Here is a 16,269-nt window from a genome sequence, read left to right as displayed (position 1 = left end):
GTCTTCCCTCGGCCCGGACAGACCGGACCGCGCCGTCGTCGTCGGGGCCCCGGCCGCCAGACCGAGACCCCTGTCCCTCAAGAGCAACCGCTGGTCGCCCCGCAGGTGTTGCACTTCATGCAGGTGCCGTTGCGCACCAGCGTGTAGTTGCCGCAATCTCCGCAAGCTTCGCCCTCGTAGCCCTGCATCTTCGCCTTGGCGCGGGCATCCATCTGGACCGAGCCCGAGGAGACCGCGGTGGAGCTGGAGGCACGGGCCTGCGCGCTTTGCGCGGGCATCTGCGAGGTCACCACTTCCACGCCGCCCTGCAGAGCCATCAGCTCTTGCGGCAGGCGCTTGCGCAGATAGCCGGTCGAGGAAATCTGGCGCAGCACTTCGAGCGACTTCGAAGCGTTCTCGGACATCGGCTCGACATTGCCGTCGGCGCGCTTGCCCTCGTTCTCGCCACCGCCCAGATCGTCGAAGCTGGTGCCCTGCGGCTTGATATGCGCAAGGTCGGTGCGGTCGAGATAGGACACGGCCAGTTCGCGGAACACGTAGTCGAGGATCGAGGTCGCGTTCTTGATCGAGTCGTTGCCCTGCACCATCCCGGCCGGTTCGAACTTGGTGAAGGTGAAGGCGTCCACGAACTCCTCCAGCGGCACGCCGTATTGCAGGCCCACCGACACGGCGATCGCGAAGTTGTTCATCATCGCCCGGAAGCCAGCGCCTTCCTTGTGCATGTCGATGAAGATCTCGCCCAGCGTGCCGTCATGGTATTCGCCGGTGCGCAGATAGACCTTGTGACCGCCCACGACCGCCTTCTGGGTGTAGCCCTTGCGACGCTCCGGAAGCTTCTCGCGGTGGCTGCGGACGATCTCCTTGACCAGCACCTTCTCGACGATCTTCTCGGCGAGCACGGCGGCCTTTTCCTGGGTCGAGCCGGTGGCGAGGATTTCCTCGGCCTCCTCGTCATCCTCGACCAGCGCGGCAGCCAGCGGCTGCGACAGTTTCGATCCGTCACGGTAGAGCGCGTTGGCCTTGATCCCGAGCGACCAGCTGAGCTCGTAAGCCGCTTTCACGTCTTCGATCGAGGCATGGTTCGCCATGTTGATCGTCTTCGAGATCGCGCCCGAGATGAAGCTCTGCGCGGCAGCCATCATGTGGATGTGGCTCTCGACGCTGAGGTAGCGCTTGCCCTTCTTGCCGCAGGGATTGGCGCAGTCGAACACGCTCAGGTGCTCGTCCTTCAGGTGCGGTGCGCCTTCCAGCGTCATCGTCCCGCAGACGTGGTCGTTCGCGGCGTCGATCTGCTTCTTGGTGAAGCCGAGGTGACGCAGCATGTCGAAGGTCGGATCGTTCAGCTTCTCGGCCGGGATGCCCAGCGTCTGGGTGCAGAACTCCTCGCCCAGCGTCCACTGGTTGAAGACGAAGCGGATATCGAAGGCGGTCGGCAGCGCGGCCTCGACCTTCTCGATCTCGCGCGGGCCGAAGCCGTGGCCGATCAGCGCGGTGGTGTTGATGTCGGGGCAGTTGCCAAGGCTGGCGTGGCCCACGGCATAGGCGATGATCTCTTCGATCTGCGCCGAGCTATAGCCCAGCGTTTCGAGCGCGCCCGGCACCGAGCGGTTGATGATCTTGAAGTAGCCGCCGCCTGCAAGCTTCTTGAATTTCACCAGCGCGAAGTCCGGCTCGATCCCGGTGGTGTCGCAATCCATTACCAGACCGATCGTCCCGGTTGGCGCGATCACCGACACCTGCGCGTTGCGGTAGCCGTGCTGCTCGCCCAAGGCCAGCGCCTCGTCCCAGGATTGTTTGGCCAGCGCGATCAGTTCCTGATCGGGGCAGCCCTTGTGATCGAGCGCGACCGGCTTGATCTCGAGGCTCTCGTAGCCATCGGTCTTGCCGTAAGCGGCGTTGCGGTGGTTGCGAATGACGCGGAGCATATGCTTCGAGTTCTTCTCGTAGCCCGGGAACGCGCCCAACTCGCCCGCCATCTCGGCCGAAGTGGCGTAGGAGACACCGGTCATCACGGCGGTCAGCGCGCCACACAGCGCCCGGCCCTCTTTCGAGTCGTAGCCCAGACCCATGTTCATCAGCAGGCCGCCGATATTGGCATAGCCGAGGCCCAGCGTGCGGAAGTCGTAGCTGCGCTGCGCGATTTCCTTCGAGGGGAACTGCGCCATCAGCACCGAGATTTCCAGCGTCACGGTCCACAGGCGGGTGGCGTGCATGTAGCTTTCGGCGTCGAACTTGCCGTCCTTGTAGAAGGTCAGCAGGTTCATCGAGGCAAGGTTACAGGCCGTGTCGTCGAGGAACATGTATTCCGAGCACGGGTTCGAGCCGCGGATCGGGCCGTCCTCGGGGCAGGTGTGCCATTCGTTGACGGTGTCGTGGAACTGGATGCCCGGATCGGCGCAGGCCCACGCGGCGTGGCCAACCTGCTCCCACAGCTCGCGCGCCTTCACGGTCTTCGCGACCTTGCCGTCGGTGCGGCGGATCAGTTCCCAATCGGCATCGTCCTTCACCGCTTTCAGGAAGGCGTTGGTGACGCGCACCGAGTTGTTCGAGTTCTGGCCCGAAACCGAAACATAGGCTTCCGAGTCCCAATCGGTGTCGTAGGTCGGGAATTCGATCGAGCTGTAGCCCTGCCGTGCATATTGCAGCACGCGGTTGATGTAGGTCTCCGGAATCATCACGCGCTTGGCGGATTTGATCGCGGCTTTCAGCGCTTCGTTCTGGGTCGGATCGACCGAGGTCTCGTCGGAGCCGTCGAATTCGCGGATCGCGGCGAAGATGCCGTTCAGCTCGCGCTCATGCAGTTTGGAGCCCGCGACCAGCGAGGCCACTTTCTGCTCTTCGATGACCTTCCAGTTGACGAATTCCTCGATATCCGGGTGATCCATGTCGCAGATCACCATCTTCGCCGCGCGGCGCGTGGTGCCGCCCGACTTGATCGCGCCCGCCGCGCGGTCGCCGATCTTGAGGAAGCCCATCAGGCCGGAGGATTTGCCACCGCCCGAGAGGCTCTCGCCTTCGGCGCGCAGGCTCGAGAAGTTGGTGCCCGTGCCCGAGCCGTATTTGAACAGGCGCGCCTCGCGGACCCAGAGATCCATGATCCCGCCCTCTTTTACCAGATCGTCCGAGACCGACTGGATGAAGCAGGCATGGGGCTGCGGATGCTCGTAGGCCGAGGTCGAGGAGGTCAGCTTGCCGGTCTTGTGATCGACATAGAAGTGGCCCTGACCGGGACCGTCGATGCCGTAGGCCCAGTGCAGGCCGGTGTTGAACCATTGCGGCGAGTTCGGCGCGGCCATCTGTTCGGCCAGCATGAAGCGCATCTCGTCATAGTAAGCCTGCGCATCAGCTTCCGTGGTGAAGTAGCCGCCCTTCCAGCCCCAATAGCACCAGGCACCGGCGAGACGGTCGAACACTTGCTTGGCCGAGCTTTCGCCCGTGAAGCGCGCCTCTTCGGGGAGTTGGTCCAGCGCCTCTTCATCGGGAACCGAGCGCCACAGGAATTCCGGCACGCCCTTTTCCTTGACCTTCTTCAGCGCCGCCGGGACGCCGGCCTTGCGGAAGTATTTCTGCGCCAGAACGTCCGAGGCGACCTGGCTCCAACCGCTGGGCACTTCGACCGACTCGTTACGGAACACCACCTTGCCGTCGGGATTGCGAATCTCGGATGCGGTCGTCGTGAACTCCAGCGCGCCGTAGGCGCCGGTTTCGTCGGTGGTGAACTTGCGTTCGATCTTCATTGCCCTGTCCCCGTTTGCAGTCAGTCAAATCCGGTGTCGGCGGGAGCCGCAGAGAACAGAAAGCCCGGACCTCGCAGTCGACACCGCGAGGGCTGCGCGCCCCGGATTCGGGGGTGCAATGTCCGAAATCTGTCCCTTGGCCCTAGGCCCCACTACATCTGGTGGGTTGGCCTCCGACACCACACAACCTGCCGTAGGCGCACCGAGCCGTCAACGAAACTTTCACCTTGAGTCAGTCCATTTTTCAGTTGACCGGCCCCAAGGGAAGCGGACTGCACGATTCCTCCACATTTGGTTAACGCTAGGACGCCGCGCTGCGGCACCAATAAGGGCCAAATTTCATTGAGGATTCCCGCGCGTTTGCGGCTCATCTGGGAATTTCAATCCACAGCACGCAATATCTTGTGGATAGCCGCGCCGGCTTTGCGCAAAAAATGGGCAAATTCGCGGATCGTGTCGCTAGTGCCACAATCAAGACCTGCCACTAGATGTAGTCAGGGCCGGAATCGGCAATTTGGAGGGATGGTCGGGGCGGCGAGATTCGAACTCACGACCTTCTGTACCCAAAACAGACGCGCTACCAGGCTGCGCTACGCCCCGACGCCCTCTCCTTACAAAGAGGTTCGGCACAAGGAAAGGGTCATTCGCAGGGAAATGCGGCTTGTGCCGGATCGACGCTGGGATGCGCAAGCTCCGCACCCGGCGCGATCCCGTAGCGCGCGGCCATCCCGGCATTGATCTCGAGCACGTAGCGTACCGGCGCGCCGGAGGGAATCGGCGTGTCGTCATTGGGAGTGGTGTTCGCCGCGACCTTCACCACGCGCCCTGCCGGATCGATGAAAACCATATCGAGCGGCAGCGGCGTGTCGTGCATCCAGAAGGCGACCTCGCGCGGGCGCTCATAGATGAAGAGCATCCCTGCCCCCGCGTCCATCTCGCGCCGACCCATCAGGCCCTGCGCACGCTCTGCACTGTCATCGGCAATCTCGATGGTGAAATTCACCAACTGGCCATCCGTGCGCAGAATCGCGACATCGTCCCGGCATTGCGCTCCGTCCGCCGCGGCGATGCCCGGCGCCAAACTCAGAAGAAGGGCGGCGCTCAGCGCCCGGATTTCAAACCAGCATCCCATGCGAGCACCTGTGCCGCCATCCGCCCCCTCTTGCCTTCGATCACCCGAAGGCACACCGCTTCGCCGGGGCTGAGATCGGCGAAGCCCGACCGACGCAGAACTTCCATGTGAATGAAAATATCCTCTTCGTTTTCGAAGATGTTGGCAAAGCCGAATCCCTTGGCCTTTTCAAACCACTTCACCCTAGCCGGCTCCAGCGGCAGGGCCGCGATATCGTCGAAACTGTTGTCACCCAAATCTTCGATCGGCGCGACGGGCTCGCCTTCCGGGGGTAAAATCTCCAAGACCTCGACCGCCTGCGCGCCGCGCGGGGTCAGCTGCATCTGGACACGAATCCGTGCGCGGTCAGCAATCGAGCCCTGGCCGAAATTGCGAAGCACATTCGCGTGTAGAAGGATATCCGGCCCCCCTTCGCCATCGACGATGAAGCCGAACCCTTTGACTGGGTCAAACCATTTAACGGTGCCGGTGACTTCGCGAGGCTCGGCCTCCGACTCCCCCAGCATCTTCCATCCCGTTTGCATACTTCGGGCTTTCCTGTTCGCATTTCCGCCCGCACCTCACTCAGGAGATGCGGTATTCACGCGACACTTCAAGAGAATTCTCAAAGTTTCAAGACCCTATGCAATTCACGAAGCGCGAGTTTCAGGGGTTTAGGCGGGTCACTTCCCACGCATCGGCAAGGGTTTGCCGGCTCCAACGGAAACGATCGTGAAGGCGAAATGCGCCGTCCGCCCAAAATTCCAACTCCAAGGGCTTGATTCTGAACCCTCCCCAGAAAGGCGGTCGTTCCGGATTTGTGCCATGACCCGCCGTCACCTTCGCGACCTCCGCCATCAGCGCGCTGCGCGAGCTCAGCGGCTCACTTTGTCGCGAGGCCCAGGCCCCGAGACGCGATTTCAAGGAGCGTGACTTGTAATAGACATCGGCCTGCGGCCCTTCCTCGCGTTCAACCATACCGCGAACCCGAATCTGGCGGCGCAATGACTTCCAATGCATCACGAAAGCAGCTTTTCCGGCGCTCTCGATCTCCTGCGCCTTCACCGATCCGTAGTTGGTGTAGAAGACGAACGCCCCGCCCGAGGGCATGTCGCGCCCCTCTATTTCCTTGAGGAGAACCATGCGCGCATTGGGCATCCCGTCCGGATCGACCGTCGCCAGCGCTATCGCATTGGGATCGTTGATCTCGGTCTCTTCGGCTTCGCTCAGCCAAGCCTGCGCGATCGCGAAAGGATCGTCGCCCGCGAAAATTCCGGTTCTGTCACTCATACTCGCCTCCAGTCTGGCCCGTCGCATGGCACAGCGTGCCCAACGCTCCGATCGGCAACACGATCCACACGATCATGCTTGACCGGAGGTCAGTAGCCTTGATGCGTCTTCACCTTTCGCCTAAAGCATTCGGACTTACCAGAGCGAAGCGGGGGACAACCTGACATGTCGAACAACCTGATGGCGGGCAAACGCGGGCTGATCATGGGCCTTGCGAATGACAAATCCATCGCCTGGGGCATCGCCAAGGCCCTCGCGGATGCGGGAGCGGAACTCGCCTTCTCGTTCCAGGGCGAGGCGCTCAAGAAGCGCGTGGGACCGCTGGCCGAACAGCTCGGCTCCGAGATCCTCGTCGAATGCGACGTCGCCAACGGCGACTCGATCAAGAGCCTTTTCGAGACGCTGCGCACGCATTGGGACAGCATCGATTTCGTCGTCCACGCGATCGGTTTCTCCGACAAGTCGGAGCTGCGCGGGCGCTATGTCGACACATCGCGCGACAACTTCAAAACCACGATGGACATCTCGGTCTATTCCTTCACCGCAGTGTGCAAGGAAGCTGCTGCGATGATGAACGAGGGCGGCTCGCTGCTCACGCTGACCTATTACGGTGCCGAGCAGGTCATGCCGCATTACAACGTGATGGGCGTGGCGAAAGCGGCGCTGGAAGCCAGCGTGATGTATATCGCAGAGGACCTCGGCAAGGACGGAATCCGCTGCAACGCGATCTCCGCCGGTCCGATCAAGACGCTCGCGGCTTCGGGCATCGGCGATTTCCGCTACATCATGAAGTGGAACGAGCTGAACTCGCCGCTGCGCCGCAACGTGACGCAGGAAGAGGTCGGCAAGGCCGCGCTCTACCTGCTCTCCGATCTCGGCTCCGGCACCACCGGCGAGACGTTGCATGTCGACGCGGGCTATCACGTCGTGGGCATGAAAGCGGTCGACGCGCCCGATATCGACGTGGTCACCAAGCGGAAGGAATGAGATGACCCTCGCGGCCCTCACCGCGATCTATTTCGTGCATCTGGCCGCGGCGATGTCGCCGGGGCCAGCTGTGCTGCTGGCCGCGCGCACGGGACTGCGCGACGGGTTCCAGCGCGGCATCTGGCTCGCACTCGGGATCGGCTTGGGCGCGGTTATCTGGGCGGCGGCGGCGCTGTTCGGTCTCGCCCTCGTCTTCAAGATCGCCCCTGCCCTGCTGACCACGCTGAAAATCGCCGGCGCGGCCTATCTGCTGTGGCTCGCATACAAGATGTGGCGCCACGCGGACGATCCGATGGACGATGAGATTCCCGACCTGCCCCGCACCCGCTCGGCTCCGCGTCTGATCTGGCTCGGCATCTCGACCCAGCTCGCCAACCCGAAACCCGCCGTATTCTTCGGCACCGTCTTCCTGACCTTCATCCCGCCCTCGGCGCCCGCATGGGCCTATGCCGCGATCCTCGGCATCGTGATGTTCAATGATGCGGGATGGAACGTCATCGTCGCGCGGATATTCTCGCTCGAGAAGACGCGCGCGGCCTATCTGAACCTGAAAACCGTGATCGAGCGCTGCTTCGGCGGCCTGCTGGCGCTGCTCGGTCTGAAACTCGCTCTGAGCTGAGGAGACCCCGATGTCCGATCGTCTGCCGCATGAAAAAGGCTTCCACGTCAGCTGGGACCAAATCCACCGGGACGCCCGTGCGCTGGCATGGCGTCTCGACGGCAAGGGGCCGGGCGACGGCAGCTGGCGCGCCGTGGTAGGCATCACCCGTGGCGGCCTCGTTCCGGCGGCGATCGTCGCGCGCGAACTGGACATCCGCACGGTCGATACGATCTCGGTCAAAAGCTACAACCATCAGGAACAACGCGAAGCGCAGGTCATCAAGCCCACGCAGGAGAGCCTGATGGAAAACGGCGGCGAAGGCGTGCTGATCGTCGACGACCTCGTCGATACCGGCAACACGCTGAAGCTGGTGCGCGACCTCTTCCCGAAGGCGCAATTCGCGACCGTCTACGCCAAGCCGATGGGCGCACCGCTGGTCGACACCTTCATCACCGAAGTCAGCCAGGACACTTGGATCTTCTTCCCCTGGGACATGGCGCTGCAATATGTGCAACCCTATCGCGGCACGGACTGATCAGTGCGGTTCGGCGCACCCGGAACCCCTCTCGGGCGGTTCCTGCACTGGCTTTTCGAGGTCAGCCTGATCATCAAGGCGATCTTCGAGATTGCGGAAACGCTGTCCGGCCTCGCGCTTCTCGGGCTGCCGAAGAATGCGGTCTTCGACGCCGCGCATTGGCTGACCGCGCGAGAGCTGCGCGAGGATCCCAATGACCGCATCGCCAATGCGTTCCTCAACGCGGCCCATCACTTCTCGATCCAGACTCAGGATTTCTACGGCTTCTACTTCACCAGCCACGGCTTGCTGAAGCTGGTCGTGGTGATCCTGCTGATCCGCGGACTGATCTGGGCCTACCCGATGGCGATCGTGATGATGACCGGCTTCGTGGCCTACCAGATGTATCTCTACAGTCTGAACCATGGCGCAGGCATGCTGGCGCTGACGGTGCTGGATCTCGTGGTCATCGCGCTGACCCTACGCGAGTGGTATGTGCGGCACAGCTTCGCATGGCGCAACCACCATGAGGGACGCAGCTAGGGCGCGCTGCCCCCTTCTCTGCCTCCGTTTGCGCCTCACCCCCGAGATATTCCCGACAAGAGGAAGCGCAGCCCCCTTCTTCTCGATCCAAATATCCCTGCCGGAGGCTCCCGCCTCTTGCCAAGCGCGCGGCGCTCTGCTGATCTCGCGCCGATCAGCCAAGAGGACCTTCATGCCCCATCCGCTCAACCCCGCCCTCGCCGCCACCTTCTCGCCCCCGGTCATGGAGGCGCGGCGCTGGCTCGACGGGGTCGAGTTCACCGCCGATCGCCCGCTGATCAATGTCTCGCAGGCAGCCCCCGTCGATCCGCCGCCCGAGGCGCTGCGCCAAGCCATCGCCGAAGCCGCGCTGAACGATCCGCAGGCGCATCTCTACGGCCCCGTTCTGGGCCTTCCCGATCTGCGCGCGGAACTCGCGCATCAATGGTCGCTGGCCTATGGCGGCGAGGTCGCCGCGCGTCAGGTCGCGATCACCCAAGGCTGCAATCAGGCGTTCTGCGCGACGCTGGCCACGCTCGCAGGCCCGGGCGACGAGGTGATCCTGCCGACGCCTTGGTATTTCAATCACAAGATGTGGCTCGACATGGCGGGCGTGCACACGGTGCCGCTCGCCCCCGGCGCGGGGCTACTGCCCGATCCCGAGGAGGCCGCCGCGAAGATCACCGGCAAGACCCGGGCGATCGTGCTCGTCTCGCCCAACAACCCGGGCGGGGCGGAATATCCGGCCGAGCTGCTGCGCGCCTTCGCCGATCTGGCCAAGCGTCACAAGCTCGCGCTGATCGTGGACGAGACCTATCGCGACTTCGACTCGCGCAATGGAGCTCCGCATGACCTGTTCTCCGATCCCGACTGGCCGGACTATTTCATCCATCTCTATTCCTTCTCGAAAGCCTATCGCCTGACGGGGCATCGCGTCGGCGCCATCGTCGCAGGCGAGGCGCGCCTCGCAGAAGTGGAGAAATTTCTCGACACGGTGGCCATCTGCCCCTCGCAGCTTGGTCAGATGGCAGCGCTGTGGGGGATGGTCCACCTGTCGCAATGGGTCGCGGGCGAGCGCGAGGAAATCCTGCGCCGCCGCACCGCGATGGAGGCGGCCTTCGCCGATCTGGAAGGCTGGAAGATGCTGGGCTGCGGCGCCTATTTCGCCTATGTCACCCATCCCGATCCGCGCCCCTCTCCTGATTTCGCGCAGGCTCTGGTGCGCGAGGCGGGCGTGTTGATGCTGCCCGGCACGATGTTCATGCCGCAGGGCGCAAACGGAGCCGCGCAGCAGATGCGGATCGCCTTCGCCAATGTCGACAGTGACGGGATCGCGGCGCTGCGCGACCGGCTGGCGAGCCTCGCGCGCAGCTAGCCTTGCAGGCCAGTAATCAAAGCCCTAAACAGCGCCAAAAGACAATTCCCGAGGAGGACCCCCGATGAAGATGCGCAGCCACGGCAAGAGTGTCGTCGTCTGGATCTTGCTGGCCATGCTGATCCTTGGTCTCGGCGGTTTCGGGCTACGCAGCTTCTCCGGTTCGGCCAAGTCGGTCGGCGCTGTCGGCGAGACCAAGATCACCGTGGACGATTACGCTCGCGCGCTGCGTCAGGAAATGCAGCAGCGCTCGCAGCAGCTTGGCCAGGCGGTGACGATGGCGCAGATGAAGGCGTCGGGCGCGGACCAGCGGGTGCTGGGCAAGCTGATCGGTCAGGCCGCGATCGGTGAGGGCGCGCGGCGTCTTGGCGTCTCGGTCGGTGACAAGCAGCTGCAACAGAAGATCTACGACATCCCGGCCTTCCAGAACGCCTCGGGCAAGTTCGACCGCGAGACCTACAAGTTCGCGCTGCGCCAGCAAGGCTATTCCGAGCAGCAATTCGAAGCGCAGCTGCGCGACGATCTCGCCCGCTCGATCATTCAGGGCGCAGTCGCGGGCGGCGTGGATGCCCCCAAGCCCGTCGTGGATGCCTATACGCAATATGTCGGCGAGAAGCGCGGCTTCACTTGGGCGGAAGTGACGGAGAGCGATCTGACCAAGGCGATCCCGGATCCGACGGACGAGCAGCTCAAAACCTATTACAACGATCATATCGATCAGTTCACCGCGCCCGAGACGCGTGACATCACCTATGCCTGGCTGACGCCTGAGATGCTGGCCGACAAGGTGAAGATCGACGACGCCACGCTGAAGGCGGAATACGAGCGTCGGATCGACGAGTTCAAGCAGCCCGAGAAGCGCCTCGTCGAGCGTCTCGTCTATTCCGACATGGATGCCGCGAAAGCCGCTAAAGCGAAGCTGGACGGCGGCGCGACCTTTGCCGATCTTGCGAAGGATCGCGGCCTGACGCTGGACGATGCCGATCTGGGCGACGTGACTCGCGACGATCTGGGCAAGGCCGCCGACGCGGTCTTCTCGGCCGAAAACAACACCGTGGTCGGCCCCGTCGAGACCGATCTGGGCCCGGCGCTGTTCAAGGTGAACGGCATCATCGATGCACAGGAGACCTCGTTCGCCGACGCGCGCGACGAACTGGCGGGCGATGCCGAGGCCGAGAAGGCGCGTAACGAGATCGGCAAGATGAGTGAAAACCTGCAGGACCGTCTGGCCGGAGGCGCGACTCTGGAGGAGATGGCCAAGGAAACCGACATGGAGCTTGGCCAGATCGGTTTCACCGCCGACAGCACCGACGGCATCGCGGGCTATGACGAATTCCGCAAGGCGGCGAACGAGGCGACGACCGATGCCTATCCCGAGCTGCAGACCCTGTCGGATGGCGGCGTCTTCGCGTTGCGCCTGAACAAGATCGTGCCGCCCCAGCCCAAGCCCTTCGACGAGGTGAAGAGCGACGTGGCCGATGCGTGGCGCGCCGATCAGGTCGTGCAGGCGGAAGAGGCCCGCGCCAAGGAGATCGTCTCTGCGGTCGAGGGCGGCAAGTCGCTGGGCGAGACCGGCGTGCTGACCACCAAGGTGGCGAGCATCGGGCGCGGCGGCTATTCCGACGAACTGCCGCCGCCCGTGGTCTCGAAGGTCTTCAAGACCGAACCGGGCAAGCCGGCGCAGATCACCGCCAGCGGCAAGGTCTATGTCTTCGTCACCGACAAGGTCATCCCGGCGGATATGGAAGATGCTGACACCAAGCTGATCTCGGGTCAGATCGGCAAACAGCTGTCGAACTCGCTGGCCAATGACCTGCTCAATTTCTACGCGACCGCCGTGGAGTCGGAGGCCGGGCTCGATCTCGACAGCCAGACCGTGACCGCGGTGCAGTCGCAGATGCAGTAAGGAGGCCCGTCGTGGTCGCTCTCTCCCCCTCTTTCGAGGCGTTCGAGGAACGCTGGGCCAAGGGTGAAAATCAGTTGGTCTACGCCCGGCTCGCGGCCGATCTGGACACGCCCGTCTCGCTGATGCTCAAGCTCGCCGAGGCGCAGCCGAATTCCTTCATGCTGGAATCGGTGACCGGTGGCGAGGTGCGCGGACGCTACTCGATCGTCGGCATGAAGCCTGACGTGATCTGGGAGTGCCGGGGCGAACAGGCGCGGATCAATCGCTCGGCGCGCTTCGACGAGGCATGGGAAGATCTTCCGGGCCACCCGTTCGATAGCCTGCGGGCGCTGATCGCGGAGAGTCGCATCGACATGCCCGACGATCTGCCTGCTGCGGCGGCGGGTCTGTTCGGCTATCTCGGCTATGACACGATCCGGCTGGTGGAGAAGCTGCCGAACGTGAACCCCGATCCGTTGGGCGTACCCGACGCGATGCTGCTGCGCCCGTCGGTCGTGGCCGTACTCGACGGGGTGAAGGGCGACGTGATCATCTGCGCGCCGGCCTTCCAGTCGGCCGGTCTGTCGGCGCGCGCCGCGTATGCGCAGGCCGCCGAGCGCGTCTCGGATGCGCTGCGCGATCTCGACCGCACGCCGGTCGAGAGCCGGGATCTGGGCGAGAGCCTGCAGGTCGGCGAGATGCGCTCGAACTTCACCAAGGAGGGCTACATGTCCGCCGTGGAGACCGCGAAGGATTACATCCGCGCGGGAGACATCTTCCAGGTGGTTCCGGCGCAGCGCTGGTCGGCGCATTTTCCGCTGCCGCCCTTCGCGCTTTACCGCAGCTTGCGACGCACGAACCCCTCCCCCTTCATGTTCTTCCTGAACTTCGGAGGCTTCCAGATCGTGGGCGCGTCGCCTGAAATCCTCGTGCGGGTCCGCGAGGGCGAGGTGACGATCCGCCCGATCGCGGGCACCCGCCCGCGCGGGGCCACCCCTGCCGAGGACAAGGCGCTGGAAGAGGATCTGCTGGCCGACAAGAAGGAGCTGGCCGAGCACCTGATGCTGCTCGATCTCGGTCGCAACGATGTCGGCCGCGTCTCGAAGATCGGCTCCGTGCACCCGACCGAGAAGTTCATCATCGAGCGATACAGCCACGTCATGCATATCGTCTCGAACGTGGTGGGCGAGCTCAGCGACGATCAGGACGCGCTCTCGGCGCTGCTGGCCGGTCTGCCCGCGGGCACTGTCTCGGGCGCGCCCAAGGTTCGCGCAATGGAAATCATCGACGAGCTGGAGCCCGAGAAGCGCGGCATTTATGGCGGTGGCGTGGGCTATTTCGCGGCCAATGGCGAGATGGACATGTGCATCGCGCTGCGCACGGCGGTGGTGAAGGACAAGACGCTCTACATTCAGGCGGGCGGCGGCGTGGTCTATGACAGCGACCCCGAGGCGGAATGGCAGGAGACGGTCAATAAGTCCAAAGCGCTGCGCAAGGCCGCCGAGGATGCGGGGCTGTTCGTGGCGACACGCGGCAACGGCTGAGCACCGTCACCACAGGCGAAAAGAGAGAAACGCGGGCTTACTGGCCCGCGTTTTCCATTTTCGGCTCGGTCTCCGGGGCGGGCGCAGCTTGCGTCACGGTATCAAGTGCGAGCGCCGAGACCGGGGTGAGCGTCACCTTGTCCTGCGCGTCAACATACCAATCCTCGATCCCCTGGAACGACTCCGGCCAAGCGGACAGCATTACCACTACCGAGCCATTGCGCTCTGCTTCGAAATCGGCGCGCGCCAGCATCCGCGAGATCACGGCAGCCTTCTCGCGCCCGTCATCGATCACGCGCCAGACCTGCGCGCGCGGCAGATCGGCGGAGATCGCGATCTGATTGGCGCTGTCGAACCCCTTCTTCTGCGTGACCACGCCCAGCCCGCTGCGCCCGAGCGCCGAGATCATCTGGCGCGCGAGCGGACGGTTGTTCTGGAACTGCGGCTCCGGCGGCTCCACGACGGCGACGGCCTCGGGGATCACGTGACGCCACGCCTCGAGCGCCACCTCGACATCCTCGGGGGCGGCATTGGCGGGCAGACCGGACGCAAGGATCGCGACCTCGAACCCCGCCGCGCGGAAGGCTTTGGCATCTTCGGCAGCGCCGTCCCGGGTTGGATCGATTGCGATGGTCATCGGCAGATCGCTCGCCGTGATCGTCGCCGGATCGAGCCCGCCCTTCGCCACGCCCGGATCGATCAGAACCAGCGAAATCTCCGGCTTGTCGCCGGCTGGCGCGGGGGCTGCGAATTTCTCGATCGGGCTCAGGTCAGCCGCATCGACCTGCGCGGTCCCCGGCGCATCCTGCGCGCCGCCGCCGTCAGGTCCGTCCCCGAGGGAGGGCGGCGCCGAAGGCGTCACCTGCGGCAAGCGATCCACCACGACGCCGGGCGCTGACTTGAACCCGCTCGCGGGCCTGCCCGGCATCGAGGGCGCATCCTGCAACGAGAAGATGCGCGGCTTGGTCGGCACCGCATCCCCGCCTTGCGGGAGGGCGCGCCCGGCGGGCAGGTCCGGGCTTGCCGATGGGTCGGTCGAAATCTCGGGTTTATCCGCCTGCGCGGTGTCGATCCCCTCCCCTTCGGACGGCAACCGATCAGGTGCGGGCATGTCCGCCAAGGACGGAGCCGTTTGGGGCTCCGCTTTGGGGGGCGTCAGTTTGGCCCCGGGCAGTGCGGGCATATCGGTCGCGACGACAGCCGTATTACCCTCATCGACGGGCGGCGCTGCTTTCTCGGGCGCTTCCGGCGGCTGCAAGCTCACCTCCGGCAAGGCGGGCATCTCGGCTGCGGGCGCATTTTCTGCAGTCATATCCGGCTGCGCCTCGCGGGCGGCGGGCGTCGTCGCAGGTGTGTCCACTGTCGGCGCGCTCATCGCCGACGCGACATTCGGGGCTTCCGGCGATGTCTCGCGCGCAGGCGCGGGCTCGATCACCGGCGCAACCTCGGGTGCGGTGTCGGGCGCAGGCGCACCTTGCAGAGCGGAAGGCGGGGCGCTGTCCGGTTGCCTGCCCGCCTCCTGCGCGACCGGCGCGGCGAGCGCGACCGTCTCGCCTTGCGCTTCGGGACGCGGCTCGGCCATGTCGGTCGACATCTCGGGGCGCGCGGCGCTTTGGATTTCGTCGGCACTGGGCGGCGCGAGGCTTGGCTGCGGCTCTGACACGCGGGGCGCCCGGGTCGGCGCCGACAGCGGCGCCCCGTCCGGGGTCGGCATCGCGGGCGTTCGATCGGTCGCCGGGCGCGAGAAATCGGAGCCCGCGGGCAAGTCCACATTCGCGGGTTCTTCGGGCGTCGGGCTTCCGGCGAGCTTGATCTCCGCGCCGGGCTCTTTCGGGGCCGGGAAGATCAACGACATCACCGCCGTGCCGAAAACCGCGACCAGCAGACCGGCCAGCCCGCCCTTCATCACAGATCGCATCATTGCCTGCCTCCATCTTCACCGCTCTTGATACGCGGCTTTTCCCGGGGACTGCCCTTGACCCCGGCCCTTCGCTGATAGCATCTATAGCCCGACCCGATCCCCGGTTCACCCCCCTTGATAGGCGCATCCGCGCCTGACCGCATCGGGGACGCCGGGGGCCAACAAACGAAAGGGCCCGGCCATGCTGCTGCTCATCGATAATTATGACAGCTTCACCTACAATTTGGTGCACTATTTTGGCGAGCTGGGCGCCGATGTGAAGGTCTGGCGTAACGACGCGCTGAACGTTCAGGACGCGATGGGCATGGGTGCCGAGGCGATCGTACTCTCGCCCGGCCCTTGCGATCCCGATCAAGCCGGCATCTGCCTGCCGCTGGTGATGGCCGCGGCCGAGGCCAAGCTACCGCTGTTCGGCGTCTGTCTGGGGCATCAGACCATCGGTCAGGCCTTCGGCGGGAAAGTCGTGCGCGCCTCCGAGATCGTGCATGGCAAGATGGGCGAGATCCGCCACGAGGGCAAAGGCTGCTTCAAGGGCCTGCCCTCTCCGCTGAAAGCCACGCGCTACCACTCGCTGATCGTGGAGCGCGAGAGCCTGCCCGACTGCCTCGAGATCACCGCCGAGCTGGATGACGGCACGATCATGGGGCTGCGCCATCGCGAGTTGCCGATCGAGGGCGTGCAGTTCCACCCGGAATCTATCGCCTCCGAGCATGGCCACGCGATGCTGAAGAATTTCCTGACAGAGGCAGGCGTCAGCCTGAAGGTGCCCGCATGAGCCAGCC

General features: G+C 64.4%; 13 protein-coding genes and 1 tRNA gene. 8 read left to right on the top strand and 6 right to left on the bottom strand.

Going from position 1 to position 16,269, the window contains the following annotated elements; all coding sequences use genetic code 11:
- Positions 1-77: 77 nt before the first annotated feature.
- The 5 genes from B6V75_RS14720 to pdxH form a co-directional block, all read right to left on the bottom strand.
- Positions 78-3,737, bottom strand: a complete 3,660-nt coding sequence (locus B6V75_RS14720) for a vitamin B12-dependent ribonucleotide reductase (RefSeq protein ID WP_088720185.1) — start codon at positions 3,735-3,737, stop codon at positions 78-80.
- 523 nt (positions 3,738-4,260) lie between these two features.
- Positions 4,261-4,337: transfer RNA gene (locus tag B6V75_RS14715), tRNA-Pro, on the bottom strand.
- A gap of 40 nt (positions 4,338-4,377) precedes the next feature.
- A complete protein-coding gene (locus B6V75_RS14710; RefSeq protein ID WP_088720184.1) occupies positions 4,378-4,869 on the bottom strand; it encodes a DUF192 domain-containing protein in 492 nt (163 codons plus the stop codon).
- Positions 4,839-5,393, bottom strand: coding sequence for a cold shock domain-containing protein (locus B6V75_RS14705; protein ID WP_240496975.1), 555 nt, complete (start codon positions 5,391-5,393; stop codon positions 4,839-4,841). The genes B6V75_RS14710 and B6V75_RS14705 overlap by 31 nt, the downstream gene beginning before the upstream one ends.
- Positions 5,394-5,514: 121 nt before the next feature.
- Positions 5,515-6,138 carry a pyridoxamine 5'-phosphate oxidase gene (pdxH, locus tag B6V75_RS14700; protein WP_088720183.1) on the bottom strand — a complete coding sequence of 208 codons (624 nt, stop codon included), beginning with the start codon at positions 6,136-6,138 and terminating at the stop codon, positions 5,515-5,517.
- A 165-nt stretch (positions 6,139-6,303) separates the two neighbouring features.
- On the opposite strand from pdxH, the gene fabI reads away from it, so the two are divergent.
- From fabI to trpE, 7 genes are all read left to right on the top strand, one after another.
- Complete coding sequence (fabI, locus tag B6V75_RS14695) at positions 6,304-7,125, top strand: enoyl-ACP reductase FabI (protein WP_075775648.1); 822 nt, start codon at positions 6,304-6,306, stop codon at positions 7,123-7,125.
- Position 7,126: 1 nt separating this feature from the next.
- On the top strand, positions 7,127-7,744 hold the full coding sequence (locus B6V75_RS14690; protein WP_075775649.1) for a LysE family translocator: 618 nt from the start codon (positions 7,127-7,129) through the stop codon (positions 7,742-7,744).
- Positions 7,745-7,754: 10 nt separating this feature from the next.
- Positions 7,755-8,261 carry a xanthine phosphoribosyltransferase gene (gene gpt, locus B6V75_RS14685; protein ID WP_075775650.1) on the top strand — a complete coding sequence of 169 codons (507 nt, stop codon included), beginning with the start codon at positions 7,755-7,757 and terminating at the stop codon, positions 8,259-8,261.
- 3 nt (positions 8,262-8,264) lie between these two features.
- A complete protein-coding gene (locus B6V75_RS14680; protein ID WP_075775651.1) occupies positions 8,265-8,783 on the top strand; it encodes a DUF2127 domain-containing protein in 519 nt (172 codons plus the stop codon).
- Positions 8,784-8,955: 172 nt separating this feature from the next.
- Positions 8,956-10,137 (top strand): aminotransferase, encoded by a 1,182-nt coding sequence (locus tag B6V75_RS14675; protein WP_088720182.1) that lies wholly within the window; start codon positions 8,956-8,958, stop codon positions 10,135-10,137.
- Positions 10,138-10,201: 64 nt separating this feature from the next.
- Positions 10,202-12,043, top strand: coding sequence for a SurA N-terminal domain-containing protein (locus B6V75_RS14670; RefSeq protein WP_088720181.1), 1,842 nt, complete (start codon positions 10,202-10,204; stop codon positions 12,041-12,043).
- Between the two features lie 11 nt (positions 12,044-12,054).
- Positions 12,055-13,566: an anthranilate synthase component I gene (gene trpE / locus B6V75_RS14665; protein WP_075775653.1), complete on the top strand. Its 1,512-nt coding sequence runs from the start codon at positions 12,055-12,057 to the stop codon at positions 13,564-13,566.
- A 37-nt stretch (positions 13,567-13,603) separates the two neighbouring features.
- Here the strand turns inward: trpE and B6V75_RS14660 are convergent, their stop codons facing one another.
- Positions 13,604-15,487 (bottom strand): divergent polysaccharide deacetylase family protein, encoded by a 1,884-nt coding sequence (locus B6V75_RS14660; RefSeq protein ID WP_088720180.1) that lies wholly within the window; start codon positions 15,485-15,487, stop codon positions 13,604-13,606.
- 181 nt (positions 15,488-15,668) lie between these two features.
- Between B6V75_RS14660 and B6V75_RS14655 the strand changes: the two genes are divergently transcribed.
- Complete coding sequence (locus B6V75_RS14655) at positions 15,669-16,262, top strand: aminodeoxychorismate/anthranilate synthase component II (protein ID WP_075775655.1); 594 nt, start codon at positions 15,669-15,671, stop codon at positions 16,260-16,262.
- Positions 16,263-16,269: the final 7 nt, after the last annotated feature.

The sequence above is a fragment of the Thioclava sp. F1Mire-8 genome, assembly GCF_002213165.1.
GTDB classification, from domain to species: domain Bacteria; phylum Pseudomonadota; class Alphaproteobacteria; order Rhodobacterales; family Rhodobacteraceae; genus Thioclava; species Thioclava nitratireducens.
This window is presented reverse-complemented; position numbering and strand designations above follow the sequence as displayed.